The sequence below is a fragment of the Actinophytocola sp. genome (assembly GCF_049647105.1).
GTDB lineage: Bacteria > Actinomycetota > Actinomycetes > Mycobacteriales > Pseudonocardiaceae > Actinophytocola.
In genome coordinates, this window is record NZ_JBARWZ010000190.1 from 1 (window position 1) to 24,690 (window position 24,690).

26 protein-coding genes, 2 tRNA genes and 1 pseudogene are annotated in these 24,690 nt (G+C 70.9%); 16 read left to right on the forward strand and 13 right to left on the reverse strand.

The window, feature by feature from the left end:
• From WBA97_RS22720 to WBA97_RS22740, 5 genes and pseudogenes are all read right to left on the reverse strand, one after another.
• Positions 1-861 (reverse strand): annotated as a pseudogene (locus tag WBA97_RS22720) (hypothetical protein); the annotation flags it as partial.
• 1 nt (position 862) lies between these two features.
• Positions 863-934 (reverse strand) — tRNA-Arg (locus WBA97_RS22725).
• A 1-nt stretch (position 935) separates the two neighbouring features.
• Positions 936-1,009, reverse strand: a tRNA-OTHER gene (locus WBA97_RS22730).
• Between the two features lie 40 nt (positions 1,010-1,049).
• A complete protein-coding gene (locus WBA97_RS22735; RefSeq protein ID WP_424232912.1) occupies positions 1,050-4,151 on the reverse strand; it encodes an ATP-binding protein in 3,102 nt (1,033 codons plus the stop codon).
• Between the two features lie 35 nt (positions 4,152-4,186).
• Entirely contained in the window at positions 4,187-4,555 is a 369-nt protein-coding gene (locus tag WBA97_RS22740) for a Na-translocating system protein MpsC family protein (RefSeq protein ID WP_424232913.1), read from the reverse strand.
• 211 nt (positions 4,556-4,766) lie between these two features.
• On the opposite strand from WBA97_RS22740, the gene WBA97_RS22745 reads away from it, so the two are divergent.
• From WBA97_RS22745 to WBA97_RS22755, 3 genes are read left to right on the forward strand one after another with little or no spacing between them, the layout of a single operon-like run.
• Positions 4,767-5,306, forward strand: a complete 540-nt coding sequence (locus tag WBA97_RS22745; protein ID WP_424232914.1) for a cysteine dioxygenase — start codon at positions 4,767-4,769, stop codon at positions 5,304-5,306.
• Positions 5,303-5,701 carry a rhodanese-like domain-containing protein gene (locus tag WBA97_RS22750; RefSeq protein ID WP_424232915.1) on the forward strand — a complete coding sequence of 133 codons (399 nt, stop codon included), beginning with the start codon at positions 5,303-5,305 and terminating at the stop codon, positions 5,699-5,701. Before WBA97_RS22745 ends, WBA97_RS22750 begins: the two co-directional genes overlap by 4 nt.
• Before the next feature lie 34 nt (positions 5,702-5,735).
• Complete coding sequence (locus WBA97_RS22755; protein ID WP_424232916.1) at positions 5,736-6,410, forward strand: SDR family NAD(P)-dependent oxidoreductase; 675 nt, start codon at positions 5,736-5,738, stop codon at positions 6,408-6,410.
• On the opposite strand, the gene WBA97_RS22760 is transcribed toward WBA97_RS22755, so the two are convergent.
• Both WBA97_RS22760 and WBA97_RS22765 read right to left on the reverse strand, forming a co-directional pair.
• A complete protein-coding gene (locus WBA97_RS22760) occupies positions 6,385-6,615 on the reverse strand; it encodes a DUF397 domain-containing protein (protein ID WP_424232917.1) in 231 nt (76 codons plus the stop codon). The two genes, WBA97_RS22755 and WBA97_RS22760, sit on opposite strands and share 26 nt — an antisense overlap.
• 304 nt (positions 6,616-6,919) lie before the next feature.
• On the reverse strand, positions 6,920-7,825 hold the full coding sequence (locus WBA97_RS22765) for a helix-turn-helix domain-containing protein (protein ID WP_424232918.1): 906 nt from the start codon (positions 7,823-7,825) through the stop codon (positions 6,920-6,922).
• A gap of 117 nt (positions 7,826-7,942) precedes the next feature.
• Between WBA97_RS22765 and WBA97_RS22770 the strand changes: the two genes are divergently transcribed.
• The 3 genes from WBA97_RS22770 (at position 7,943) to WBA97_RS22780 (ending at position 9,724) form a co-directional block, all read left to right on the forward strand.
• Positions 7,943-8,884 (forward strand): MBL fold metallo-hydrolase, encoded by a 942-nt coding sequence (locus tag WBA97_RS22770; RefSeq protein WP_424232919.1) that lies wholly within the window; start codon positions 7,943-7,945, stop codon positions 8,882-8,884.
• 25 nt (positions 8,885-8,909) lie between these two features.
• Positions 8,910-9,347 carry a hypothetical protein gene (locus tag WBA97_RS22775; protein WP_424232920.1) on the forward strand — a complete coding sequence of 146 codons (438 nt, stop codon included), beginning with the start codon at positions 8,910-8,912 and terminating at the stop codon, positions 9,345-9,347.
• A 74-nt stretch (positions 9,348-9,421) separates the two neighbouring features.
• Positions 9,422-9,724 (forward strand): hypothetical protein, encoded by a 303-nt coding sequence (locus WBA97_RS22780; RefSeq protein ID WP_424232921.1) that lies wholly within the window; start codon positions 9,422-9,424, stop codon positions 9,722-9,724.
• 24 nt (positions 9,725-9,748) lie between these two features.
• On the opposite strand, the gene WBA97_RS22785 is transcribed toward WBA97_RS22780, so the two are convergent.
• Positions 9,749-10,576 (reverse strand): IclR family transcriptional regulator, encoded by an 828-nt coding sequence (locus tag WBA97_RS22785; protein ID WP_424232937.1) that lies wholly within the window; start codon positions 10,574-10,576, stop codon positions 9,749-9,751.
• A gap of 92 nt (positions 10,577-10,668) precedes the next feature.
• Here WBA97_RS22785 and WBA97_RS22790 point away from each other — a divergent pair, with 92 nt between their 5' ends.
• The 8 genes from WBA97_RS22790 (at position 10,669) to WBA97_RS22825 (ending at position 18,039) form a co-directional block, all read left to right on the forward strand.
• Positions 10,669-11,622 (forward strand): ABC transporter substrate-binding protein, encoded by a 954-nt coding sequence (locus WBA97_RS22790; protein ID WP_424232922.1) that lies wholly within the window; start codon positions 10,669-10,671, stop codon positions 11,620-11,622.
• Positions 11,619-12,383: an ABC transporter permease gene (locus tag WBA97_RS22795; protein ID WP_424232923.1), complete on the forward strand. Its 765-nt coding sequence runs from the start codon at positions 11,619-11,621 to the stop codon at positions 12,381-12,383. Before WBA97_RS22790 ends, WBA97_RS22795 begins: the two co-directional genes overlap by 4 nt.
• The gene (locus WBA97_RS22800) at positions 12,380-13,147 is read left to right on the forward strand and encodes an ABC transporter permease (protein ID WP_424232924.1); all 768 of its coding nucleotides are present in this window, start codon (positions 12,380-12,382) and stop codon (positions 13,145-13,147) included. The genes WBA97_RS22795 and WBA97_RS22800 overlap by 4 nt, the downstream gene beginning before the upstream one ends.
• Complete coding sequence (locus WBA97_RS22805; protein WP_424232925.1) at positions 13,147-13,920, forward strand: ABC transporter ATP-binding protein; 774 nt, start codon at positions 13,147-13,149, stop codon at positions 13,918-13,920. Before WBA97_RS22800 ends, WBA97_RS22805 begins: the two co-directional genes overlap by 1 nt.
• Positions 13,917-15,365, forward strand: a complete 1,449-nt coding sequence (locus WBA97_RS22810) for a benzaldehyde dehydrogenase (protein ID WP_424232926.1) — start codon at positions 13,917-13,919, stop codon at positions 15,363-15,365. The genes WBA97_RS22805 and WBA97_RS22810 overlap by 4 nt, the downstream gene beginning before the upstream one ends.
• Positions 15,366-15,375: 10 nt before the next feature.
• On the forward strand, positions 15,376-16,497 hold the full coding sequence (locus tag WBA97_RS22815) for a 5-methyltetrahydropteroyltriglutamate--homocysteine S-methyltransferase (protein WP_424232927.1): 1,122 nt from the start codon (positions 15,376-15,378) through the stop codon (positions 16,495-16,497).
• 27 nt (positions 16,498-16,524) lie between these two features.
• Positions 16,525-17,106: a TetR/AcrR family transcriptional regulator gene (locus tag WBA97_RS22820; RefSeq protein ID WP_424232928.1), complete on the forward strand. Its 582-nt coding sequence runs from the start codon at positions 16,525-16,527 to the stop codon at positions 17,104-17,106.
• Between the two features lie 63 nt (positions 17,107-17,169).
• Entirely contained in the window at positions 17,170-18,039 is an 870-nt protein-coding gene (locus tag WBA97_RS22825) for an alpha/beta fold hydrolase (protein WP_424232929.1), read from the forward strand.
• 37 nt (positions 18,040-18,076) lie between these two features.
• Here WBA97_RS22825 and WBA97_RS22830 read toward each other — a convergent pair whose 3' ends face one another.
• Genes WBA97_RS22830 through WBA97_RS22850 form a run of 5 tightly spaced genes read right to left on the reverse strand, consistent with a single transcriptional unit; the run spans position 18,077 to position 23,104 of the window.
• Complete coding sequence (locus WBA97_RS22830) at positions 18,077-19,162, reverse strand: amidohydrolase family protein (protein ID WP_424232930.1); 1,086 nt, start codon at positions 19,160-19,162, stop codon at positions 18,077-18,079.
• 9 nt (positions 19,163-19,171) lie between these two features.
• Entirely contained in the window at positions 19,172-20,473 is a 1,302-nt protein-coding gene (locus WBA97_RS22835) for a glutamine synthetase (RefSeq protein ID WP_424232931.1), read from the reverse strand.
• Entirely contained in the window at positions 20,463-21,197 is a 735-nt protein-coding gene (locus WBA97_RS22840; RefSeq protein WP_424232932.1) for a sugar phosphate isomerase/epimerase family protein, read from the reverse strand. The genes WBA97_RS22835 and WBA97_RS22840 overlap by 11 nt, the downstream gene beginning before the upstream one ends.
• A complete protein-coding gene (locus WBA97_RS22845; RefSeq protein ID WP_424232933.1) occupies positions 21,194-21,916 on the reverse strand; it encodes an NAD-dependent epimerase/dehydratase family protein in 723 nt (240 codons plus the stop codon). The genes WBA97_RS22840 and WBA97_RS22845 overlap by 4 nt, the downstream gene beginning before the upstream one ends.
• A gap of 12 nt (positions 21,917-21,928) precedes the next feature.
• Complete coding sequence (locus WBA97_RS22850) at positions 21,929-23,104, reverse strand: CynX/NimT family MFS transporter (protein WP_424232934.1); 1,176 nt, start codon at positions 23,102-23,104, stop codon at positions 21,929-21,931.
• A gap of 61 nt (positions 23,105-23,165) precedes the next feature.
• Between WBA97_RS22850 and WBA97_RS22855 the strand changes: the two genes are divergently transcribed.
• Positions 23,166-23,939: a tyrosine-protein phosphatase gene (locus WBA97_RS22855; RefSeq protein WP_424232935.1), complete on the forward strand. Its 774-nt coding sequence runs from the start codon at positions 23,166-23,168 to the stop codon at positions 23,937-23,939.
• Positions 23,940-23,941: 2 nt separating this feature from the next.
• Positions 23,942-24,601, forward strand: coding sequence for an SDR family NAD(P)-dependent oxidoreductase (locus WBA97_RS22860; protein WP_424232936.1), 660 nt, complete (start codon positions 23,942-23,944; stop codon positions 24,599-24,601).
• Positions 24,602-24,690: the final 89 nt, after the last annotated feature.

The window sequence follows — 24,690 nt, forward strand, 5'->3', positions numbered from 1 at the left end:
CGCGACCAGCGCGGCCAGCAACCGCGTGAAGTTGCCGCGCGGATGCCGTGCCACGTCAGCGGTCTCGGCGAGCAGCGCCGCCCGCCGCGCCGCCCAGTCGGCGGGCCACGCCCGGCACGGCCAGCCGCCGGTGACGGTGCCGCCGTCGAGCACGGGCAGGTCACCCTCGACGGTGTCGCACCACAGCGCGACGAGCCGGTCGTACAGCGGTTGCTCACGCAGCCGAGTGCGCATCGTCTCGACGGCCACCGGCGTGGTGACCGCGCGCAGAACGGTCCTGACCTGACCGACGGTCGCGAGTTTCACGACGGCACCGGCAGGCGCGGGTGGCTGGCCGAGGCAGGGGGTCATCCGCAGCCGGTGCATGAGCGGCCGCAGCTCGGCGACGAGGTCGAGCGCCGTCGCGGGGTGGTCGTGCGCGAGCAGCCACGCGACGGTCGGCAGCGCGGCGTGCTCCGGGATGTGGGCCCGGTAGGTCCCGGTCGCGAGCGCGTCGAGCAGCACGGCCTGGCCCGCGTCGGTGAGGTAGTGCAGGTTGAGCCGCTCCCGGTCGGTCGTCCCCGGCGCGTCGGGCGGCAGCGACCGGACCACCTCGGTCTCGTCGTGCCGCAGCGGCGCCTCGGCGAGGTACCGCCCGGTGGCGAACCCGCCGTGCTCGACCTCGAGCGTCACCCACGCCGGCGTGTCGGCGACGGGCGTGCGGGCGCCGACGGTCAGCGTGCCGTCGGCCATCCCGTTGAGGACCGCGTGCCAGCGGGCCGCGCGTGCGGAGTCGGCACCAGCGTGCCGCAGCGCGCGGTGCAACTGCCCGTAGGCGTACCCGAACGGCTTCTCGTCCACCGGCTTCCCCCTGTCTGCCAAGACCTGGAGGCGAGAGTCGAACTCGCGCCCTCCCGGTCCGAAGCCGGGTGTTCTGCCGCTGAACTACTCCAGGTTGGACATGGAGGCGGGACTCGAACCCGCGCCCTCCCGGTAACAGCCAGGCGATCTGCCGCTGATCTACTCCATGCTCCGGGGGGATGCTAGTGGCCCGGTGCGCACACCCGAAATTACAGGTGCCAGGCCGGTTCGCGGTCCGGGCGGTAGCCACACGTCGTGCCGGTGGCGACCGTCGCACGCAGGTGCTCGGCCAGTTCCGGGTGGCGGGTGTCGAGCTTGCGCAGTGTGTCGCGGATGCGGGCCGTCACGGTCTTGCGTGCGCGTTCGGCCTCGTCGCCGAGCCTGCGGGTGCGGCCGCCGAGACCGGTGGCCGTGCGGAGTTCTTTCAGCAGCAGCGCGCGTTCCTCGTCATACCGGGCGGCCAGCCGGTCGTTGCCGCGCTCGGCCGCCAGCGCGATCTGCTCATCCAAAGTGGACAGTCTGGTGCGGTAGGCGGCCTTGGCCTCGTCGTCCAGCACGGCGTCGCCCGCGAGGCTCGCCGCGGCGACCACCTCCGCGCCACCCGCCGGGTTCAGCAGCCTGGTCGCCGGGATCTCCTTGCCCGGCGCGCGGAGCAGCACGTGCAGGTCCCGCAACCCCTTGCTGTCCGGCAGGTGCACGGTCCGGCCGGCCATCGACAGCGACCACGTCTCGCCGGTGAGCCGGAACTCGTTGTGCGGCAACGAGTCCACCGGCTCGGACGCCAGGTGCCGCATCCCCAGCGCGGCCGCCTCCCGTGCCACCGCGGCGCGCAGCTCGTGCGAGCCCAGTGCGGTTGCGAGGCCCGCCTTGGCCTCCACCGACCACGGTCTCGATCCGAGCAGGTCCGCCTGGTCTCGCGCGGCCTCGAAGTGTGCCACGGCAGTAGGCGTCAGGCCACGGGCGAGCGCCAGGTGCCCCAGCCACAGCGACACCGGCCCGCTGATGTCGCACCCGTACATCGACACGAGCCACGTGCCCGCGTGCGGCGCCAGGTGCTCGTACAGCGCCGTGCACCGCTCGACGTCGCCCGAGGCCACCGCGACCAGCGTGCGCAGGCGCAACAGCAGCGGCTCGTACGCGCTGGACACCGGTTCCCGCAACGTTTCCAGTTCCGCGAGGCAGCGTTGCGCCGTCGGCGTGTCGCCGCTCGCGACGGCGGTGATGCCCTCCAGCAGCGCGGGGAACGGGTACTTCGCCGCGATCGCCGTCGTGCGGAGTTCCGTCAGCTCGTCGTACTGGCCGCGCAGCTGCGCCACGACCCACCGCAGGTGGTGCTCCAGGTACTCGAAGTGCTCCATGGGCATCGGCATGTCCCTCGCGCGGCCGAGGTAGGCCTCCGCCTCGTCGAACCGGCCCTGGAACGCGGCGATGATGTTGCGGTCCACGTAGGTGCCGATCACCATCGTCGGCAGGTCGCGCTTCTCGTCCGCGAGCGCGAGGAACTGGGAGAACCGCTCGAGGTAGGCGGGGTCGGTCAGCTCGAGCTTCGAGACCCAGCCGAGCGAGACCGCGTACTGCTCCATGTCGTGGTCGCCGGTGCGCCGCGCGATCCCGGCCAGCTCGTCGGTGAGCGCCAGGCGTTCGGCCGCGTGGCCGAGGCCCCACAGCGTGTCGTGCTGGGTCCAGAGGCTGAAGCCGAGCGCGTCGTCGTCCCCGCCGTCGCGGGCGACGGCGACCATCCGCATGATCACCTCCTGCGCGAGGTGGTCGAGCGAGTCGCCGGGCGGATCGACGCCGGGGACCAGCCGCTCGTACGCCCTGCGCATGAGGTCGGTCTTCAGCTTCGCGCGCCCGTCCGGGGTGGACAGTCCGTAGATCGTCAGCGCGGAGCGGGTGAGCATGTCGACGTCGTCGAGTGACAGCGCGATGCCCGCGACCTCCTCCAGCACCTGCCACGCCTCGGTGCGCTCGCCGAAGTGGTGCAGCTGCACCCCCAGGTCGAGCCCGACCCGCGCGCGCCGGGGCTCGCCAGGGTCGAGGATCTCGACCGCACGCCGGTAGTGGCCTGCCGACTCCTCCGTCGCGAACCGCCGCCGCGCCTCCTTGCCCGCCGCCACCAGCAGGTCGACCACGTGGTCGCGGTCGAGGACCGCGCGCCCGAGGTAGGCGTGCCGTGCGAGGTCGGCCGGGAAGATCCGCTCGGCCAGCGCGGACGACCGGTCGAGCGCGCGCACCACCGCGGCGTGCCGCTCCCCCACGTCGGCCTCGTCGATGCCCGCGTAGAGGGTCTCGCGCACCAGGTCGTGGGCGAACGCGAACCGCCCGTCACCGAACGTGGTCACGAGCCGGGCCGCGACCGCCTGCGTCAGCTGCCGGTCGACCTGCGCGACCGGCGCGCCGACCGACGCCGCGAGCACCTGCCGGTGGAACTCCCGGCCCAGCACGGCCGCCGAGGTGAGCAGCCGCGACACCGGCTCTGGCAACAGCGACAGCCTGCGCCGCACCGCGTCCCGCACCCCGGGCGTCATGGAAATCACCGCCATCACCGACGTGACCGGCCCGCCGCTGTGCCACAGCCGGGCGGTCTCCTCGACGAAGAACGGGTTGCCGCCGGTGCGCAGGTGCACCTCGGCGACCAGCGCCGGGTCGGGCTCGGCGCCGACCGTGCGGGTCATCAGCGCACCGACCTCGTCGCGGTGCAGGCCGGTGAGCGTGACCGTGGTCGCCTTGGCGAGCAACGGCGGCATCAGCGGGGCGAGCGGGTGACCCCCGGCGTCGACCTCGACGTCGCGATACGTGGCGACCAGCAGCAGCCGCTCGAACCAGGTGTGCTGCGCGACGAACTCCAGGAGCCGGACCGAGGACGGGTCGGCCCAGTGCAGGTCGTCGACCACGACCACCACCGGCCGCCGCTGCGACACCGCAACCAGCGCGGAGGTGACCGCGTCGTACATGCCGAAGCCGTCGGCGGGATCGTCGGCGCCCGCCTCGCCGAGCAGGATCGGCAGCTGCCCGCCCGCCGCCTCCTCCGCCGCGGCCCACTCACCGGGCTCCGCCTGGCGCCGCAGCCCGCGGATCACCTGGACCCACGGCCAGAACCCCGGCGCGGCCGAGGAGTCCCAGCAGGAGCCGGACAGCACGAGCGCGCCCAGCTCACGCGCGGTGTCGATGGCGTCGGTGACCAGCGTCGTCTTGCCGATCCCGGCCTCGCCGGTGACCAGCACGAGCCCGCCGTGGCTGTCGGTGGCACGGCTGATCTCGGCGCGCAGTACGCCGGCAGGGTGGTCCCGCCCGATGAGTCCAGGTGCCATGCCCGCGATAGTAGGACGGGGGTCTGACAAAACGCCTATTCCGGTTCGGCGGGGATCTCGGGCGAGAAGACGAACACCCGGACAGCGTGGCCCGTCGACGGATGCACCTGCGCGAGGTAGGCGGTCACGGACTCCCCCACCACGCTCTCGACCGCCTCGAGGAAGTCCTGCCTTGTCGCGTCGTGCAACGCCTCGTGGTGCTTGATCACCGCGTCGAGGTAGCCACGTTCGCCGAGCACCGCGTCGGCCACGGTGAGCGTGTCGATGGACAGCACGATCAAGCTCACCGGGTCATCGTCGGACACCGACACCTGCACGTTGCGCGGCCCTCGGCCGTAGAACGCGCGTTCGAGGCTGGTGATCTTCTCGGCGACGGCGTTCCGCTGCGCTTTGGTGATCCGCATCGCGGGCACTACCCTCTCGACCAGAGCATGTCGCTCACCATCTGGAAACCATAGTGGCTGATCGGGCTGTGCCGCAGTGACTCGCCGGAGCGCGGGGAAGCGGCGGTGCGGCTCGAACGAGACACGGCTCGCGGTGGCCCGAGGCGAAGGTCGCCAGAACCCCGATCGGCGCATGGGGAGACCGCGGCAACCAAGCGAAAGGGCTTGTCTCGTGAGTAGTTCGCGTCAATCCGCCGTGCCCGCGTTGTCCCCGACGCGGTTGCGGGAGACGGTCGCCGAGATCGCGGCGAATCCATCCGAATGGGCCGATCAGGTCCGTTTCGACCTCACCGAACGGTTCCATGTCCGCCTGCGCCGCACCGACGACGTCGAGGTGTGGCTCATCTGCTGGGACATCGGACAGGACACGCTGCTGCACGACCATGGCGGCAGCACCGGTGCGTTCACCGTCGTGCACGGGTCCCTGTTCGAGGATTTCGGCGCCGTGGACCGGCCGGGACTGCGTACCCGGCGGCACGCGGAAGGAGAGTCCGTCGGCTTCGGCGTCGACTACCTGCACAACCTCGTGAACGTCGGCACCGAGCCGACGGTGTCCATCCACGCCTACTCTCCACCGTTACGTGCGATGAACTTCTACTGCTGGCTGCCGACCGGCATGCACCACCTGCGCGAGGTCGTGTGCGACACCCCGGAGCCGGAGACCACCGCGCTCGAGGCAGAGGCGGCGCGGTTGCGGGTGGTGGCGTCATGAGTGCCGTGGACGCACTGCTCGACGACGCCAGGTCGCACATCACCCGGTACACCCCGGACGAGGCGGCGGCGGCCATGCGCCGCGGCGCGCTGCTCGTCGACCTGCGGCCGGTCGAGTACCGGTGGCGGTTCGGCGAGGTCCCCGGCGCCATCGCGGTGTCGCGGCACGTCCTGGAGTGGCGGCTGGACGTGACGAGCGAGCACCGGCTCACGCCGCTGCGGTTCGGCGACCGCGACCAGGAGATCGTCCTGATGTGCAACGAGGGCTACACGTCGAGCCTCGCCGCGCACCAGGTCATGCGCCAGCTCGGCCTTGGCAACGTGCGGGACGTGGCGGGCGGCTTCGCCGCGTGGCGGGCGGCGGGACTCCCGACGGTGACCCGGCTGACCGGGTAATCTACTAGAACCTGTTCTAGTCTTGGAGGTTCGCATGGGACGGACGGCGCTGGTCACCGGGGGCGCGAGCGGGATCGGGCAGGCATGTGCCGAACTGCTCGCCGAGGAGGGACTCTCGGTGGTCACCGCCGACCTCGCCCCCGGCGCGGACCTGCGCCTGGACGTCACGTCGCCGGCGGCGGTCGAGGAGGCCGCCGCCGGCCTCGCGGTCGACGTCCTGGTCAACAGCGCGGGCATCATCGGCCCGAACAAGCCGTTCACCGAGGTCGCCGACGACGAGTGGGCGGCGACGTTCGCCGTGAACGTGACCGGCGTGTTCCAGATGTGCCGCGCCTTCGTCCCGGGCATGGTCACCCGCGGCTGGGGACGCGTGGTGAACGTCGCGAGCATCGCGGGCAAGGAGGGAAACCCGAACCTGGCGGCGTATTCGGCGAGCAAGGCCGCCGTCCTTGGGCTCACGAAGTCACTCGGCAAGGAGCTCGCGACCAGCGGGGTACTGGTCAACGCGGTCGCGCCCGCGGTGATCGAGACGCCAATGAACGCGGCGACCGCGCCTGCGGTGCTCGATCGGCTGGTGAGTCTGATCCCCATGCGCCGCATGGGTTCCGCGCGCGAAGTGGCCGAACTGGTGGCCTGGCTGTCTTCTGATCGCTGCAGCTTCTCGACGGGCGCCGTCTACGACATCAGCGGCGGCCGCGCGGTGTATTAGGAAAGGCGAGCGCGACGAGATACTCGAGCATGCTCGTCGGCACGACCAGCACGGGCCCATGGGGATCGCGGGAGTTGCGCACGCCCGCCCGGCCGTCGAACCAGCTCAGTTCCACACAGTTGCCGGAGGCGCCGCTGTAGCTGCTCTTTCTCCAGACGACGCCGGGTAATTCGGCCGCCGAATCGCCGTTGCGGATCCTGCCCATGTGGGGACCCCACCTTCCGACATCGCAATCAGTGGGTGCTCTGCACGTATTGATGGCCGCAGCACGATAGCACGGGCAAGTGCAGTGGTAAATGCACGTGCATCTACACGGGCACATGCATTGGAGCCCACGCCGCTACTCAGCCGAATACACGAATCCGAACAGCCGAACAATCGGATGCGAATGGACGAGTACCGATCGGCAGAGCATTGTGGAAATCGCAGAATGGGTCGGTCGCGGGCCAGGCGAAGGTGACGGTGGACGAATTCCCTGTCCACCGGCGACGACGCCAGGAAACCCGGCCTCAGATCTCCTGCCGGTACTTCGCCAGCATCTGCCTACTCCGGTCGGGCGTCTCGGCGTCCACGGCCAACCGGTCGATGACGCGGCCGTAGACCTCCAGTTCCTCGACGCGGTCCAGGTACAGCGCACCGCTGAGGTGCTCGATGTACACGATGTCCGGCAACGTCGGCTCGGCGAAGCGCAGTACCGAGAACGCGCCCTCCGCGGCGTACCCGCTCATGTGGTACGGCAGGACCTGCAACGTCACGTTGGGCTGTTTGGTCAACTCCAGCAGATGCTCGATCTGCTCGCGCAGCACTCGCGGCCCGCCGATGGGCCGGTGCAGCACGGACTCGTCGACGACCGCCCACAGGCGCGGCGCGCCCTGCCTGGTCAGCACCTTCTGCCGCCGCAGGCGAAGCGCGACCCGGCGTTCGCCGTCCTGGTCAAGCAGTTCCGGCCTGCCGCGGCTGACGACGGCACGGATGTAGTCCTCTGTCTGCATGAGACCAGGCACGAACTGCAGCTCGTAGCTCTGGATCAGCGACGAGGACTCCTCTAGCCCGACGAAGTCCTGGAACCAGTTCGGCATGGCGCCGGAGTAGCGGTGCCACCAGCCGCGTTCGTTGGACTTGCGCACCATCTCGATGAAGAGCGCCCGCTCTTCCTCGTCATTGACGCCGTACATGGACAACAGGTCGACGACGTCGCGCTCCTTGAAGCCGACGCGGCCGAGTTCCATTCGGCTGATCTTCGAGTCGGAACCTCGGATGGCGTAGCCGGCCTCGGCGCGACTGATGTCGCATGCCTCCCGGAGACGGCGAAGCTGCGCGCCGAGCACGATCCGTCGTGCGGTCGGTGCGCCGGACTGCTCACCACCACCGCCGAACCTGGGAGACTCCTCGCCTCGAGAGTCTTCCGCGGGCATCCGCCCTCCTATCTCACCATCGACGGTCACGCCAGAACCACACAGAGTACGCGCTCGACGCAACCTTGAGGAGTTGAATCGCCGGAATGGACGAGGTTTCGGCCCTATGGTGTACCCGTGACGAGCACAGCGCACGACATCACCACTCCCGGCAGGCCTCGTGTCGAGGAGGTCAGCGACGGGGTGCACGCGTACATCCAGCCGGACGGCACCTGGTGGATCAACAACACCGGTTTCCTTGTTGGTGCGCGGGGTGTGGTCAGCGTCGACGCGTGTTCGACCGAGCGCAGGACCCGGGCGTACCTCGCCGCGATCGCGGACGTCACGCCGCTGCCGGTGCGCACGCTGATCAACACGCATCACCACGGCGACCACACGTTCGGCAACTACCTCTTCTCCGGCGCCACAATCGTGGCGCACGAGGGAACACGCGACGGGGTGAAGAAGTGGGGACCGCCGTTCGACGAACCCGTGTGGACGCCGGTCGAGTGGGGTGACATCGAGCTGGAACCACCGTTCCTGACCTACAAGGACGAGGTCACGGTGTGGGTGGACGACCTGCGGTGCGAGGTCCGGCACGTCGGCTCGGCGGCGCACACCACGAACGACTCGATCGTGTGGGTGCCGGAGCGGGAACTGCTGTTCAGCGGCGACCTGCTGTTCAACGGCGGCACGCCCTTCCTGTTGCAGGGCTCGATCGCCGGTGCCGTCAAGGTGCTGGAGGAGGTCGTGGCCCCGCTGGGCGCCAAGACGATCGTCCCGGGTCACGGCCCGGTGGCCGGGCCGGAGGTGATCGGGCAGGTCCTGTCCTACCTGCGGTTCGTGCGGAACACGGCCAGGGAAGCCAAGTCCGCGGGGCTCAGCCCGCTGGAAGCGGCACGCGAGGTGGACCTCGGCGAGTTCGCGGACCTGCGCGACGCCGAGCGCATCGCGGGCAACCTGCACCGCGCGTACGCCGAACTCGACGGTGCGGAGCCTGGCGCGCCGATCGACGTCATGGCCGCGATCGGCGACATGATCACCTACAACGGCGGCAAACCGCTGAGCTGCCAGGCATAGCCACCCCGCCCGTCGTCGAACCGGGGTGACCTGGATCTTCCGGATGCCGCTGACGCGGGAGATGTACGTGCAGCGGTACAACGTGGCGGCGTCGCGGGCACGGGACCAGATGTGGGTGTTCCACTCGGTGCCGCTGTCGGCGCTGGGGAACCCGGAGGACATGCGCTTCCAGCTGCTGGACCACTGCTACGGCGTGCTGGCGGCCCCGGACGACGACGGCACGCTCACGGCGCCGGTCCCCGCCGACGTGCGGGTGGAGCCGTTCGACTCGCTCTTCGAGCAGCGGGTGGCGAACCGGCTGGTCACCCTGGGTTACGGGGTGATCCCGGCGCTGCCCGCGGAACGGCTGCGGCTGGCACCTGCACCGGATCCGCGAGTCCGCGTTCTACGCGGACGAGCCACGCGCGATGGCCGCACTGCTGAGCCGCCTCCGCGCACTGGACATCGGGCCGCGCGCCCCTAAGGGGGACCCCGGTCTTTACCCGGAAAGCGCAGTTTCGCCTGGTTAGGGCGCCAAAGCGGGCGCACCATGGAGTCATGACCCACGAGTTGAGCCGAACCCAGGTGCTGGCCATGGCCGGCCAGCGGGATCGGCGGTTCCACATCGCAGCCGAGATCTCGGTCGTCGTGCACGACCTGGACGCACTGCGCGCCGCTGCACGGCGGGCCTTCGACCACGGCCGCTTCGCGAGCGAACAGGAACGCGCCAGGGCGTGGGCAGCCATCGAGAACGACCCGGCGAGCCTCATCGGCCAGGTGGTCGACTTCGCCCGCCTCACCGAGGACGTGCCCGGCCTGGCCCCCCACACAGCGGAGTGGACGGTGAGCAAGGCCAGCTGATCCGGGCCGTCGCCGGCTGACCGGTCAGCCCGGGCGGCGGGAGCCGGGGAGGTCGGCCTCGATGTGGGCCGCGGTCTTCAGTAGTGAGGGCAACAGGTCGCGGCGCATGGTTTCCAGCGACGTGCGGCTCGCGTGGGCCGACACGTTCACCGCCGCCACCACCCTGCCCGTCCGGTCGCGGACCGGGGCGGCCAGCGCGCGCAGACCCTCCTCCAGTTCCTGGTTCACCAGCGACCAGCCCTGTGCGCGCACCTTCGCGATCTCGGCACGCAGGGCGTCCACCGACGTGAGGGTCCGTGCGGTCAGCGGCTCGACGGACACCGCCGCCAGGTACTCCTCCAGTTCGTCGGACGGCAGTCCCGCCAGCAGGACCCGGCCCATCGACGTCGCGTACGCGGGAAAGCGCGTTCCCACGCTGATCGACACCGTCATGATCCGGCTCACCGGCACGCGGGCCACGTACACGACGTCGTGGCCGTCGAGGACCGACACCGACGACGACTCGTTCACCTCCGCGACGAGTGCCTCGAGGTGTGACTCCGCGACCTCCGGCAGCGACAGCGACGACAGGTACGCATAGCCAAGCTCCAGCACCCGCGCGGTCAGTGAGAAGAACCGGCCGTCACTGCGCACGTAACCCAGTGTCGCCAGCGTGAGCAGGAACCGGCGGGCCACGGCACGGGTCACGCCGGTGCGCGCGGCCACCTCGGACAGCGTCAGTTCCGGGTGCTCGTGGTCGAAGGCGCGGATCACCGCGAGCCCGCGTTCCAGTGACTGCACGAAGTCCGCACCCCGACCAGCCACGATCAGCTCCCGTACGCACAGCGAACGCCAGTTCTCCAGTCGCACGATAGTACGCACGTCAACTGTTGACCTCACAATGACCGCGCTCTAGGTTCTCCTGGAGAACGAGCGTGCGGTCTACGAACAACGGAGTTGCGCACATGCGACGTCACCTCGCTGCGTTCCTGCTCGTGACCTCCCTGTTCGCCACGGCCTGCGGTTCCGACGACAACGGGACAGCGGCACCGGGGCAGCCGGACAAGGTCACGGTGGGCGTCATCCCGATCCTCGACGTGGCCCCGATCTATCTCGGCGTCGAGAAGGGCTTCTTCGACAAGCGCGACATCGACCTCGAGCTGAAACAGGCCGAGGGCGGCGCGGCGATCGTGCCCGCGGTCGTCAGCGAGCAGTACCAGTTCGGGTTCAGCAACGTGGTCTCGTTGCTGCTCGCGCAGTCCGAGGGGCTGCCGGTCAAGGTCGTCAGCAACGGCAACAACTCCACCGGCGTCGACGGCGAGGACTTCGCCGGGCTGATGGTGGCCGCCGACAGCCCGGTCAAGTCGGCGAAGGACCTGGAAGGGAAGACGGTCGCGGCGAACACGCTGTCGAACATCGTCGACACCAGCGTCCGCGCGTCGGTGCGCAAGGCGGGCGGTGACCCTTCGAAGGTCAAGTTCGTGGCACTGCCCTTCCCCGAGCAGCCGGCCGCGCTCGCGAACGGCCAGGTCGACGCCGTGTTCGTGGTCGAGCCGTTCCAGCAGGCGGTGCTCGCCGAGGGCGGCCGCAAGATCGCCTCCAGCTACGTCGACGCGGCGAAGGACCTGACCGTGGCGATGTACTTCACCTCCCAGCAACTCCAGGCCGAGAACCCCGACCTGGTCAAGCGGTTCACCGAGGCCATGCAGGAGTCACTGTCCTATGCGGACAGTCACCCGGACGAGGCTCGGCAGATCATCGGCACCTACACCAAGATCACACCCGAGGTGATCGAGAAGGTCACGCTGCCGAAGTGGCCCGCCGACATCAACCGGGACTCCGTCGAGACCCTCGCCGACCTCGCCGTCGAGGACGGCCTGCTCAAGGAGGCCCCCGATCTGAACGCGCTTCTCCCGTGAGAGTTCTCCTCGGCCTCGCCGGGCTGGCCGGTTTCGGTGTCCTGCTGGAGATCGCGCCCCGGGTCGGGCTCGTGCCCGCCCGGTACGCGCCGCCGACGAGCGAGATCCTCGGCACGCTCGCCGAGCAGGCAGGGCGCGGGGAGTTCTGGGTCGCGGTCGGCGACACGCTCCGCACCTGGTTGCTGGGCCTGGTGATCGCGATCGCGCTGGGGGTGGCGATCGGCGTGGTCATCGGGTCGGTGCCGGTGCTGCGGACCGCGACCGCGTCGACGATCGAGTTCCTGCGGCCGATCCCGTCGGTCGCGCTCATCCCGCTCGTCGTGGTGCTGTACGGCTCGGCGGTCGAGGCGACGCTGATCCTGGTGGTGTACGCGGCGTTCTGGCAGGTGCTGATCCAGACGCTCGCCGGGGTCGCGGACATCGACCCGGTCGCCGCCGACACCGCGCGGTCCTACCATCTGAACCGGTGGGCGCGGATCCGCTGGCTCGTCTGGCCGACCGCGCTCCCCTACGTCGTCACCGGCGTCCGGCTCGCCGCGACCGTCGCGCTGATCCTGACGATCACCGGTGAGCTGGTCATCGGTTCGCCGGGGCTCGGGCAGGAGATCGCCAACGCCCGCTCGTCGGGCGCGGTGCCGGTGATGTACGCACTGATCGTGGTGACCGGCGTGTTCGGTGTCGCCGCCAACGTGGTGACCAGGGCCGCGGAGCGCAAGGCGCTGGCGTGGCACCCGTCCGTGCGGACGGAGGTGGCCGCGTGATCAAGCGGATCGCACTGGCCGTCGCGCTGCCGGTCGTGCTCGTCGCCGCCTGGTGGTTCGCGAGCGCGGGCAGCACCGACTTCTACTTCCCGCCGCTGAAGCGGATCCTCGAAACCTTCCCGGAGACGTGGTTCGGGCCGCGCATGGTCGACGACGTCCTGCCGAGCCTCGCGCGCCTTGGCATCGGCTACGCGGTCGCGCTGGTGCTCGGGATCGGGCTCGGCATCCTGATCGGCACGAACGCCACGCTGCGCGCGGTCGTCGAGCCGCTCCTGGAGTTCCTGCGCGCGGTGCCACCGCCCGTGCTGGTGCCGATCCTGATGCTGGTGGCGGGCATCGGCAACCTGATGAAGGTGCTGGTGATCATCTCCGGCTGCCTGTGGCCGATCCTGCTGAACACGGTCGAGGGCGTGCGCGCGGTCGACGGGGTGCTCACCGACACCTGCCGCAGCTACCGGATCCGCGGCCGTCTGAGGCTCGTGCACCTGACGATCCGGTCGGCGAGCCCGCAGATCGTGGCGGGTGCGCGGCAGGCGCTGTCGATCGGCATCATCCTGATGGTCATCAGCGAGATGTTCGCCGCGTCGAGCGGCATCGGCTTCACGGTCATACAGTTCAAGGACGGCTTCCGGATTCCGCAGATGTGGAGCGGCGTGCTACTGCTCGGCCTGCTTGGCGTGCTGCTGGCATGGGTGTTCCGGCTCGCCGAGCGCCGCGTGCTCGGCTGGTACCACGGCATCCGTGCCGTACAGAAGGAGCGCTGATGCTGACCGTCAACGGCCTGTCCAAGACCTACGACGCCAAGGGGCGCCGGGTCGAGGCGATCGGCGACGTGACGCTCGAAGTGGCGGACGGCGAGTTCGTGTGTGTGGTCGGCCCGTCCGGCTGCGGCAAGACGACGCTGCTGCGCTGCATCGCCGGGCTGCTCCCGCCGACCTCTGGCGAGATCGTGGTCGAGGGCAACAAGGTCGACGGCCCGCCGGACGGGCTCGCCGTGGTCTTCCAGGAGTACGGCAGGAGCCTGTTCCCGTGGCTGCGTGTGCGGGACAACGTGGACCTGCCGCTGCGTGCCGCGGGGATGGGCAAGGCGAAGCGGCGTGAGCTGGTGGGTGAGGCGCTCGACGCGGTCGGGCTCGCCGACGCGCACGCCGCGTACCCGTGGCAGCTGTCCGGCGGCATGCAGCAGCGCGTCGCCATCGCCCGCGCGATCGCCTACCAGCCACGGGTCCTGCTGATGGACGAGCCGTTCGCGGCCGTCGACGCGCAGACCCGCGCGGACCTCGAGGACCTGCTCCGGTCGGTGTGGCAGCGGCTCGGCGTGACGCTGCTGTTCGTCACCCACGACATCGACGAGTCGGTCTACCTCGGACAACGTGTCGTGATGCTGTCGTCGTCGCCGACCACGGTCGCGGAGGACCTCGCGATCGACCTGCCCGCCACCCGCGACCAGCTCGCCACCCGAGGCGACCCTCGGTTCACCGAGCTGCGCGGCCAGGTGTACGCCCAGATCCAGAAAGCCAAGCAGGAGCGGACATGACAGCGTTGTTCGAGCCAGGAACCGTTTTCAACGGCGGGTGGGTGCCCGCGCACGGCGGCGACACCGCGATCGTCGAACCCGCGACCGGCAAGGAGCTTGGCCGCACCGGAGTCGCCGACGCGTCCGATGTGGACGAGGCATGCGCGCGGGCGGCCGATGCGCAGAAGGAGTGGGCCGCCGCGACGTTCTCCGACCGGGCCGCCGTGCTGCGCAAGGCGGGCGCGGCGATCGAGGCGAGCTTCGCGGAGTTCCAGGACTGGGTGGTCCGCGAGACCGGCGCGGTGCCGGACATGGCGGCGTTCGCGGTCGGTGTCGCCGCGCAGGAGTGCTACGAGGCGGCGGCGCTCGCGTCCCAGCCGCCCGGTCAGCTGTTGCCGACCGCGGAGCCGCGACTGTCGATGCTGCGCAGGGTGCCGGTCGGCGTGGTCGGCGTGATCTCGCCGTTCAACGTGCCGCTGATCCTGTCGATCCGCTCGGTCGCGCCGGCACTCGCGCTCGGCAACGCGGTGGTACTCAAGCCGGACCTGCGCACGCCGGTCAGCGGCGGCTTCGCGATCGCCAGGGCGTTCGCGGAGGCCGGGCTGCCCGACGGGCTCCTGCACGTGCTGCCCGGCGGCGCCGAAGCAGGGACCGCGCTGGTCGAGGACCCACGGGTGCGGGTCATCTCGTTCACCGGCTCGACCGCCGTCGGCCGCAAGGTCGGTGAGCTGGCCGCGAAGCACCTCAAGCGGGCGCACCTGGAGCTGGGCGGCAACTCCGCGCTGGTCGTGCTGGACGACGCGGACATCGAGCGCGCGGTGTCGGCAGGCTCGTGGGGTTCGTTCCTGCACCAGGGCCAGATCTGCATGACCACCGGCCGCCACCTGGTCCACGAGCGGGTCGCGGAGTCCTATGTGGAGGCACTGGCCGCGCACGCGACCGCGCTGCCCGTCGGCAACCCGGCCACCGAGCGGGTCGCGCTCGGGCCGCTGATCGACGAGGGCCAGCTCGGCAAGGTCCACGGCCTCGTCACGTCCACTGTGGACGCAGGTGCACGACTGGCGTCCGGTGGCACGCACGATGGCCTGTTCTACCGGCCGACCGTGCTCGACGGGGTGCGCACCGACATGCCCGCCTACGCCAACGAGGTGTTCGGGCCGGTCGCGCCGGTCGTCCGGTTCGGCAGCGACGAGGAGGCCGCGGCACTCGCGGCGGACAGCGAGTACGGGCTGTCGCTGTCGATCCTCACCGGCGACGCCATGCGTGGCCTCGCGCTCGCAGAGCGCATCCCCACCGGCATCGTGCACATCAACGACCAGACCGTGAACGACGAGGCGGTCGCGCCCTTCGGCGGGGTCGGCGCGTCGGGCACCGGCGCCCGGTTCGGCGGTATCGCGAACCTGGACGCGTTCACCGAGTCGCGGTGGATCACCGTGCGCGGACAGATCCCCGCCTACCCGTTCTGAGGAGGAGCACATGGCGAAACTGCCACCTTTCCGGGCCGACCACGTCGGCAGCCTGCTGCGCCCCGCCGCGCTGCTGACCGCACGCGACGACCGGGCGAACGGGCGGCTCTCCCCCGAGGAGCTGCGCACGGTCGAGGACGACGCGATCCGAGGCGTGGTCGCGATGCAGGCCGAGGCGGGCCTGAACTCGGCCACCGACGGCGAGTTCCGCCGCACGTCATGGCACATGGACTTCATCTACCGGCTCGGCGGCATCTCCTCCGCGCCGGACGACGCGATCAAGGTGCGGTTCGAGAACCCGGACGGGGTCATCGAGTTCACCACCGCCGCACTGCACGTTGACGGCCCGGTCCGCCTGCGGGAGACCGTCTTCGCGGACGACTTCTCGTTCCTGAAGGAGGTCGCGGGCGGTGCCGTGACGCCGAAGCTCACGATCCCGTCGCCGAGCATGGTCCACTACCGCGGCGGCCCCGCGGCGCTCGACCCGGCGGTGTACCCGGACGAGGAACAGTTCTGGACCGACCTGTCGGCCGCGTACTCCGAGCAGGTCGCGGGCGTGTACGAGCTGGGCTGCCGGTACCTGCAACTCGACGACACCTCGCTGGCCTACCTGAACGACCCGGCGCAGCGGGCGGAGCTGACCGCGCGCGGCGACGACGCCGAGCACCAGCACCTGCGCTACATCAGGCAGATCAACGCGGCGATCGCGGACCGCCCTGCCGACCTGCGGGTGACCACGCACATGTGCCGGGGCAACTTCAAGTCCTCGTGGGCCGCGTCCGGTGGCTACGACTTCGTGGCCGAGGCGCTGTTCTCCGAGCTGGCCGTGGACGGGTTCTTCCTGGAGTACGACGACGAGCGGTCCGGGAGCTTCGCGCCGCTGCGGTTCGTGCCGCCGGGCAAGAACGTCGTGCTGGGCCTGGTCACCACGAAGCGCGGCGCGCTGGAGTCGAAGGACGACCTGAAGCGGCGGATCGACGAGGCCGCGCAGTACGTGCCGCTCGACCAGCTGTGCCTGTCGCCGCAGTGCGGGTTCTCCTCGACCGTCGACGGCAACGCGCTGACCTACGACGAGCAGGTGGCGAAGCTGGCGCTCATCGTCGAGACGGCTGCCGAAGTGTGGGGCGAATAAACGAACGGTCGTGCTATCGTGGCGGGCATGAGCAAGGGTGAGGCCACCCGCGAGGCGATCCTGGACACGGCGAGCCGCCTTGCCCGGTCCGTCGGGCTGGGCGGCATCACCATCGGCACGCTCGCGACGAGCGCCGAGCTGTCGAAGAGCGGCCTGTACGCGCACTTCCGGTCGAAGGAGTCGCTGCAGGTCTCGATACTCGAGCACACGCGGGCGCGCATCGTGGCCGAGGTGGTCGCGCCCGCGCTGACCGAGCCGCGCGGCGAGCCACGCGTGCGCGCGCTGTTCGAGAACTGGCTGGCGTGGGACCGCCAGCCGGGCGGCTGCCTGTTCGTGGCCGCGTCCTCGGAGCTGGACGACCAGCCGGGGCCGGTGCGTGACCACCTGGTCCGCCACCAGCAGGACTGGCTGGACTCGCTCGCGGAGGTCTTCCGCACCGGCATGTCCGAGGGCCACTTCGTGGCCGACGCCGACCCGGAGCAGTTCGCGTTCGAGGTCGACGGCGTGATGCTGTCGCACCACATGTCGGGCAGGCTGCTCGACGACCCGAACGCGGAGTCCCGCGCCCGGCACGCGTTCGAGGCCATCCTGGACCGGGCCCGCCCCTGACTTCCCCTCTCGTGAAAGGTCGCACAGATGTCCTCACAAAAAAGCACGATCGTTCGTATTAAAATGACCGCCATCCGCACCGCGTTCTGGACCATGGAACGCGTCGCGCCCGACCTGGGCGCCCGCTTCGCCGAGCGCCTGTGGCTCGGGGTGCCGCCGTATCGAGGCAGGACCAGACCGGGCGTGCTGCCACGCGGCGACGAGTTCACCGTCCGGGTGAAGGACCGGACGGTGGCAGGCACGGCGTGGGGCACGGGCCCGGTCGTGTACCTGGTCCACGGCCGGGGCGGCGTCGCCTCCCAGCTGCACCCGTTCGTGGCCCCGCTCCTGGCGGCCGGGCACCGGGTCGTCACGTTCGACGCGCTGTCGCACGGCGCATCGGACCCCGGGTTCGCGGGCCCCCGCCTCTTCACGATCCCCGAGATGGCGAGCGCGCTGGCGGCGGTCGTGGCCGTGCACGGCCAGCCGCACGCGGTGATCGCGCACTCGCTCGGCTGTGCGTCGACGTTCTTCGCACTCCGTGGCGGCGTGCGCCCGTCCCGGCTCGTGTTCCTCGCGCCGTTGACCCAGCCGACCCCGTACACCATGGTCTTCGCGGCCACCCTCGGCTTCGGGGACCGCATCCGCACCCGCATGATGGCGCGGGTGGCGGCACGGGTGGCCACCCCGTGGGACGACTTCGACATGCCAACGCAGGTCACCCGCATCACACCGCCGCCGCTGCTGACCGTCCACGACCCGGCCGACCGGGAGACCCGCTACGCCGACAGCGTCGCCATCACCAGGGCCTGGCCGGACTCCGAACTGGTGACCGTCGACAATCTCGGGCACTGGCGGCTGCTCCGCGACCAGGACACGATCGCCAGGGCCGTGGACTTCGTGACGGTCCCGGTGGTGAAGGAGCGTCAGCAGCCGAACCAGCGCACCGCCTGAGTCACTGTCCGAGTCACTGTCCGAGTCACTGTCCGAGTCACTGTCCGAGACGGTGTAGGCGCATCGCGTTGCCGCCGAGGATGCCCAGCGCCAGCCGTTCCGCGTCGGCGGTGGTGAGGGCCTCCTCGGCGAGCCAGGAGTCGGTGAGGGTGTTCACCGCGCGGCGCCACAGGGTCGCGCCGAGGTAGTGCAACTCCGGCAGCACGCTGCCGTCCGAGGAGTACAGGACCGAGTCGAACGGCGCGATCTCCAGCACCTCGGCGAGCACCGCGGCGGACCGGACACCGACGAACGGGATGGTCAGCCCGAGATCGACGCTCACGTTGTCGAACACGTGCGCCAGGTACGCGGCGTTGCGGTGGAAGGGATAGCAGTGCAGCAACACGACCTGGCACGGCGCCGCGCGCACGAAGTCCGTGAGCAGCACCGGGTCCACCGCCGACAGCCGCAGGTCGGAGTCGCCGAACCCGGTGTGGAACTGCAGTGGCAGGCCCCGCTCCGCCCCGACCCGCGCTGCCTCGTGCACCACCCACGCGAGCAGCACCGGATCGGTGAGGTCGGCGTCCTTGACCCGTAACCAGGCCGCGGCGGCGCGTAATGCCTCGGCGCGATCGGGTTGCGCGGCGGGCAGCGCCAGCCCGTACCGGTAGCCGACGATCGACTTGAACGCGATCGCCGGTGCCACGTGCAGTGCGGCGCCGATCTTGTCGAGCAGGGCCTCCGGGGACGGCGCGATCTTCTGCACGGCCTCGGCGACCGCCTCGATCCGCACCACCTCGTGCCCGGTGCCGCCACCGATCTCGGCGAGGCCGGCCGGTGAGGTCATCGGGCCCGGCACGTAACCGGTATCGACGAACCAGTGCCGCACCCCGGCCGAGGAGAGCAACTGCTTCGACACTTCGAGCCAGCCCAGCTCGGCCCGCCGCCACAGGTACTCCTCCGCGGGCGCGAGCGCGGGAATCCCGAGCACCGGCGCGCACCAGCGCCGCACGGCGAGCCCCAGCAGCGACCGGAACGGGTGCCGCCGCGCGTTCTTGGCCTCGGAGAGCCATTCCCTCGGATCCAGGTCCGCCGTGGCCACGCCATGGCAATGCTGGTCGACCAGAGGGACGACATCAGCCACGCCCAAGGCTCACCTCCGTGGAACGCTCACCAGCGCCAGAGAACGGCTGAGGTTAGCGCCCGCGCGTCGAGGCCCGAACAGCGCGCCGCCTCCGCGCCGCACGGTGACGATCGCGTCGTGCAGTTCCGGTCCCAGCGCCGCCGCCAGCACGGCCGACGACGCCAGTGCCGCGGCCGCCTCCGACGCCGACGACGGCAGCCTCGGCACCGAGTCGTCACCCGTCGCCGGGTCGCCGGTGACCGGTGGCGGCAGCTTGAGATCCGCGGTCACACCGGCGAGTCCCGCCGCCAGCACCGACCCGGTCAGCAGGTACGGGTTCGCGGTCGCGTCGAAGCACTTGAGCTCGGCGTTCGCGGACTGGCCGGTCACCAGCCGCAGCGCCGTCTCCCGTGTCTCGTGCCCCCACGCCTGCCAGATCCCGGCCCACCGGGACGGCTGCAGCCGCAGGAACGACACCGGGTGACCGCACCCGATCGCCACCAGTGCCGGCAACTCGGCCAGCACCCCCGCCAGGAACGCCTCCCCAGCGCCACGCAACCCGAACGGCCCGTCGCCGCCGGTCATCAGCGACCCGTCGCGGTCGTGCACCGACAGGTGCAGATGGGCGCCCGACCCGGCGCCGTCCGGGTCGACGGACGGCGAGAACGTCGCGCGCCATCCGTGCGCGATGCTGCGGGAGCGGATGGTGTGCCGCACCAGCACGGCGTCGTCCGCGGCGGCGACGGGATCGCCGGGTGCCACCGACACCTCCAGCTGCGCGACCGCGTACTCGGGATGGAACTGCTCCACCACGAGCCCCTGCGCGGTCAGGTCCGCGACGAGCTCCGCCGCGTACGCCGCCACCTGTTCGAGCCGGATCTGCCCGTACGCGGGGCCGTCGAACGCGGGCACGAAGCCGTCGACACCCGCGCGACCGAGGATCCACTCGTGCTCGAACGCGGCCAGCACGCGCAACCCGTGTGCGGACAGGGCTTCCGCCTGCCGCGCGGCGAACGCCCGCTGACACGCAACGAACCGCGAGCCGTCCTGGTCGTACTTGTCGGCAGGCACCCAGCCCCAGCCCGGCTGCGCGGACAGGGCCACCAGCCTGCTCATGTCGGGGGTGAGCCGCAGGTCGCCGTCGGGCCCGCCGAGGTGGCGGCCGGGGACCATCACGTCGTCCGAGCCGAACGTCTCGAAGCACGGCGACGCGCCCACCGCCACCGGCAACCGGTCGAGCGGCACCGACTTCACCCGCGTGATCCCGGCGTTGTCGACGAACGACAGCTCGACGAGCGTCACCCCGGCGGCCCGTAGCTCCTCAGGAGTCATGCCCCCATCCTGGCGTGGACAGCCAGGCCCGCAAGGTGGCGGCGTCGTGCGCGAACGCCTCGGGCGAGTCGTCGCGCACGAACTCCAGGAGTACGTGGCAGTCGGCGGGCAGGGCGGCGAGCACCGGGCGCCACAGGTCCTCGCGTGCGGCGAGCGGGAGCCGTGCCCCGTCGCCTGCCCAGCTGAACACGTGTGCCGCGACCGGTTCCAGGGCGGGGACGGCGGTCAGCGCGTCGTCGACGGTGGAGCCGATCGGTGGCTGCCAGTAGGGCTTCAGCGCGGGCACCTCCGCGAACAGGGCCAGCGCGGAGCCGAGGGTGTCGGTGAGCGTGTTCGCGTGGTATTCGACCGCGAGCTCCACGCCATCGGCGCCCGCCAGCGCGGCGGCCGCGCGCAGGTCCTCGACCACGGCGCCGCGATCCGGTTCCGCCGCCGAGCCGTTCGAGCCCGCCCAGACGCGGATCCGTGGTGTGCCAAGGGCAAGGGCGGTCGCGAGCACCGGGCCGAAGTCGCCATCGGCGCGGTAGTACGAGCCGTAGGCCTCGATCGCGATTCCGTTGTCGGCACAGCGGGCGCGCACCTCCCGCGCGGTGTGGAGGTCCCCGGGCGGGACGTGGACGTCGCCGCCCCACTCGATGGCTTCGAGCCCGGCGTCGACCACCAGCGTGACGATCTCGGCGGGTGACAGCTGCCGGAACGTCACCGAGACGAGGCCTGGGATCACGTGGCGTCCCTGGGCGTCCAGCCGAGTTCCCGGCGGGCCTTCTCGATGCTCATGGTCCGGCCGGAGGCGTCGCCGCTGATCGCGTACGCGTCGAACCCGTGGCCCCGGCGGTGCAGCCCCGCCTCGATCGCGGCGGCCACATCCCGGGCGGACGTGCTGATCGCCCGCTTCATCTCGGTGTCGCCGCGCGGCCACTCGTCGTCCGCCGCGGGGAAGCACAGGCGCAGGCACACGGTGTCCATGTCCCAGCGCTCGGTCGCCGTGCGGCAGACCTCCTCGCCGAGGCGCTTCGCGAGCCCGTAGAAGTCGGTGGCCGACGGCGGCACCGACTCGTCGGGGAACGTGACCATGCCGGTCAGCTCCTCGTACGGGTACACCGACATGCTGCTCGTGTAGACCGCGTGCCGGACCCCGGCCTTCGCCGCGCCGGTGAGCGCCAGGTACAGCCCGCCCACGGCGATGTCGAAGTGCTGCCGCGCGTTCTCCTGGCTCCCCCAGCCCGCCAGCGGGCCCATGGCCATGAACACCAGTGAGTCCACATCGGACGCGAGCGACGCGACCAGTTCCACGTCGTGCAGGCCGCCCGTGTGATAGTCCACTCCGGACACCGCGGTGCGGGGCTCCTTCAGGTCCAGCACCGCGACCTCGTGCGAGCGGGCCAGTACCGGCACCACCATCGACCCGACAAGGCCGCAGCCGCCGATCACCAGCAGACGCATCGTGCTCTCCTCTCACACCCGGACGTGCTCGTCGCGGCCCGCGCGCAGCCCGATCAGGGCGTGCGCGGCCGCGACGCCGACGAGCACCCCCAGTGGCACCCGCCAGCCACCGGTCACGTCGTGCAGCGCGCCGAACAGCGTCGGCCCGACCGCCGCGATCAGGTAGCCGATCGACTGTCCCATACCGGACAGCGCCGCGGACGAACGCGAGTCCGCCGCCCGCAGGCTGAAGAACGCGAGCGCCAGGAAGAACAACGAGCCCGCGGCGACGCCGGTGACCAGCACCCACAGGAGCGCGAGGTCCGGCACGAGCAGCAGCCCGAGGTAGCCGATCATCGCGAGCACCGACGACGTGGCCGCGACCGCGCGCTGGTCGGGCAGCCGCGTCAGCAGCAACGGCACGACAAGGCTCATGAGCACGCCGATGAACTGGTAGGCGAACAGCAGCCAGCCCGCAGCGGTCTCCGTGTAGCCGAAACTGACCAAAATGGACGGATACCACGACAGCACGGTGTAGAACCCGCACGCCGACAGCGCCATGAACGCCGCGCACTCCCACGCGAGGAGTGACCGCCACGGCGTCGCGACCCGCCCCTGGTCGGGCAGCGCCTGGTTGCGGCGCGACAGCCGGGGCGTCCACACGGCCAGCGCGATCAGCGCGAAGCCTGCCCAGCATCCCAGCGCAGTACGCCACCCGCCGGGCAGTGCGCCGGCGAGCGGCACCGCGATCCCGGCCGCGGTCGACGCCACGATCCCGATGACCGCCGTGTACACCCCGGTGGCCGCGCTCACGTGGCCGGGGAAGTCCCGTTTGATCAGGCTCGGCATCAGCACGTTGCCCACCGCGATCGCGGCGCCGAGCAGGACGGTGCCGACCCACAGCAGCCCGGCGACCGGCAGCGATCGCAGCACGATGCCCGTCGCGAGCAGGGCAAGCGCCAGCCACAGCAGCCGGTCGGTGCCCATGCGCCGGGCGAGCCTCGGCACCTGCGGCGACACCGCGGCGAACGTGAGCAGCGGGAGGGTGCCGATGAACCCGGCCTGCCCCGCGGTGAGCCCGAGGTCCGCGCGGATGGTCTCGAGCAGCGGGCCGACCGAGGTCAGCGCTGCCCGCAGGTTGGCCGCGAGCAGCAGGAACCCCGCGATCATCAGGAACCGGCGAGCAGTGCCCTCGTTAGCACTCCTCACGACCGTCACGGTGGCCAACCTCTCACACGGTCGAGACGACCGGCAATGATGAGATGGCTGGGTGCGCTGGATCGAACTCGAGAACGCAGTCAACGTCCGTGACCTCGGCGGGCTACCCGCCGCCGACGGGAACCGCATCAGGACCGGGCAACTCATCCGGTCCGACAACCTGCAGGACCTCTCGGCGACGGACGTGACCCGTCTCGTCGACGAGATCGGCGTCACCACCGTCGTCGACCTGCGCAGTTCCGGGGAGGTGGACGCCGAGGGGCCCGGCCCGCTGAGAGGGCTTGCCTCGGTGAAGCACGTGCATCTGTCCCTTTTGCCGGAGTTCGGTGAGATGACCGACGTGGCGAAGGACGCGCTCGCGCTGAACCGGGAACGCGCGCTCCAGCGCGACCCGGAGAACGTGGCGGACGCGTTCTACTTCGGCTACCTGGAGGACCGGCCGGACAGCGTCGTCGGCGCGCTGCGTGCGGTCGCGACCGCGCCCGGCGCCGCGCTCGTGCACTGCGCGGCGGGTAAGGACCGGACCGGCGTCGTCGTGGCGATGGCCCTGTCCGTGGCCGGTGTCCCGCGCGATCGCATCGTCGCCGACTACGAGGCGACCGGCGAGCGCATCGAGTTGATCCTCGACCGGCTGCGGTCCTCGCCGACCTACGCCGAGGACATCGACAACGTGCCGGCCCACGAGCACGACCCGCGCCCGGACATCATGCGGCGGTTCCTCGCCCGGCTCGACGAGGACTTCGACGGGCCGCTCGGGTGGCTCGGCAAGCACGGATTCGCCAAGGTGGACGCGCAGCGGTTACGCGACAAACTGGTCGAGGAGTGAGTATGACCGAATCCGTGCTGGTCACGGGTGGTACGGGTGGTCTCGGCACCGCGGTGGTGGCCGCGTTCGCCGACGCGGGCTGGCGCGTCGTGGTGCCGTACCGGACACGCGAACCGGTCGGTGCGATCGGGGTGCGGGCGGACCTGACCGACCCGGCCCAGGTGGCGGCGGCCGTCGAGGTGGCGGCGTCGGACGGGCCGCTCAAGGCGGTCGTGCACCTGGCGGGCGGCTTCGCGATGGGCGGCCGCGTGCACGAGACGCCGGTCGAGGAGTTCGAGGCGCAGTTCCACACCAACCTGCGCCCCACCTACCTGGTGTCCGCTGCGGCGATCCCGCACCTGATCGCGGCGGGCGGCGGGTCGATCGTGTGCGTGTCGTCCAAGGCGGCGGTGCACCCGTTCGCCGGCGCGGCGGGCTACGTGACGTCGAAGGCGGCGGTGCTGGCACTGGTAGGCGCCATGAACGCGGAGTACGGCGGCGACGGCATCCGCGTGAACGCGATCCTCCCCGGCGTGATCGACACCCCGGCCAACCGCGAGTCAATGCCCGGCAACCACGACACCTGGGTACCCCCCACCAACATCGCGAAAACAATCCTGTTCCTGGCCACCAACGCCTCAACCCCAATAACCAACGCCCAAATCCCAGTAGACAACCCCTAACCCCCCCCCCGCCCCGCGAGTCCACGCTTGAGAACCCGCGAGTCCACCATTCAGAACCCGCGAGTCCACGGTTCAGAACCCGCGAGTCC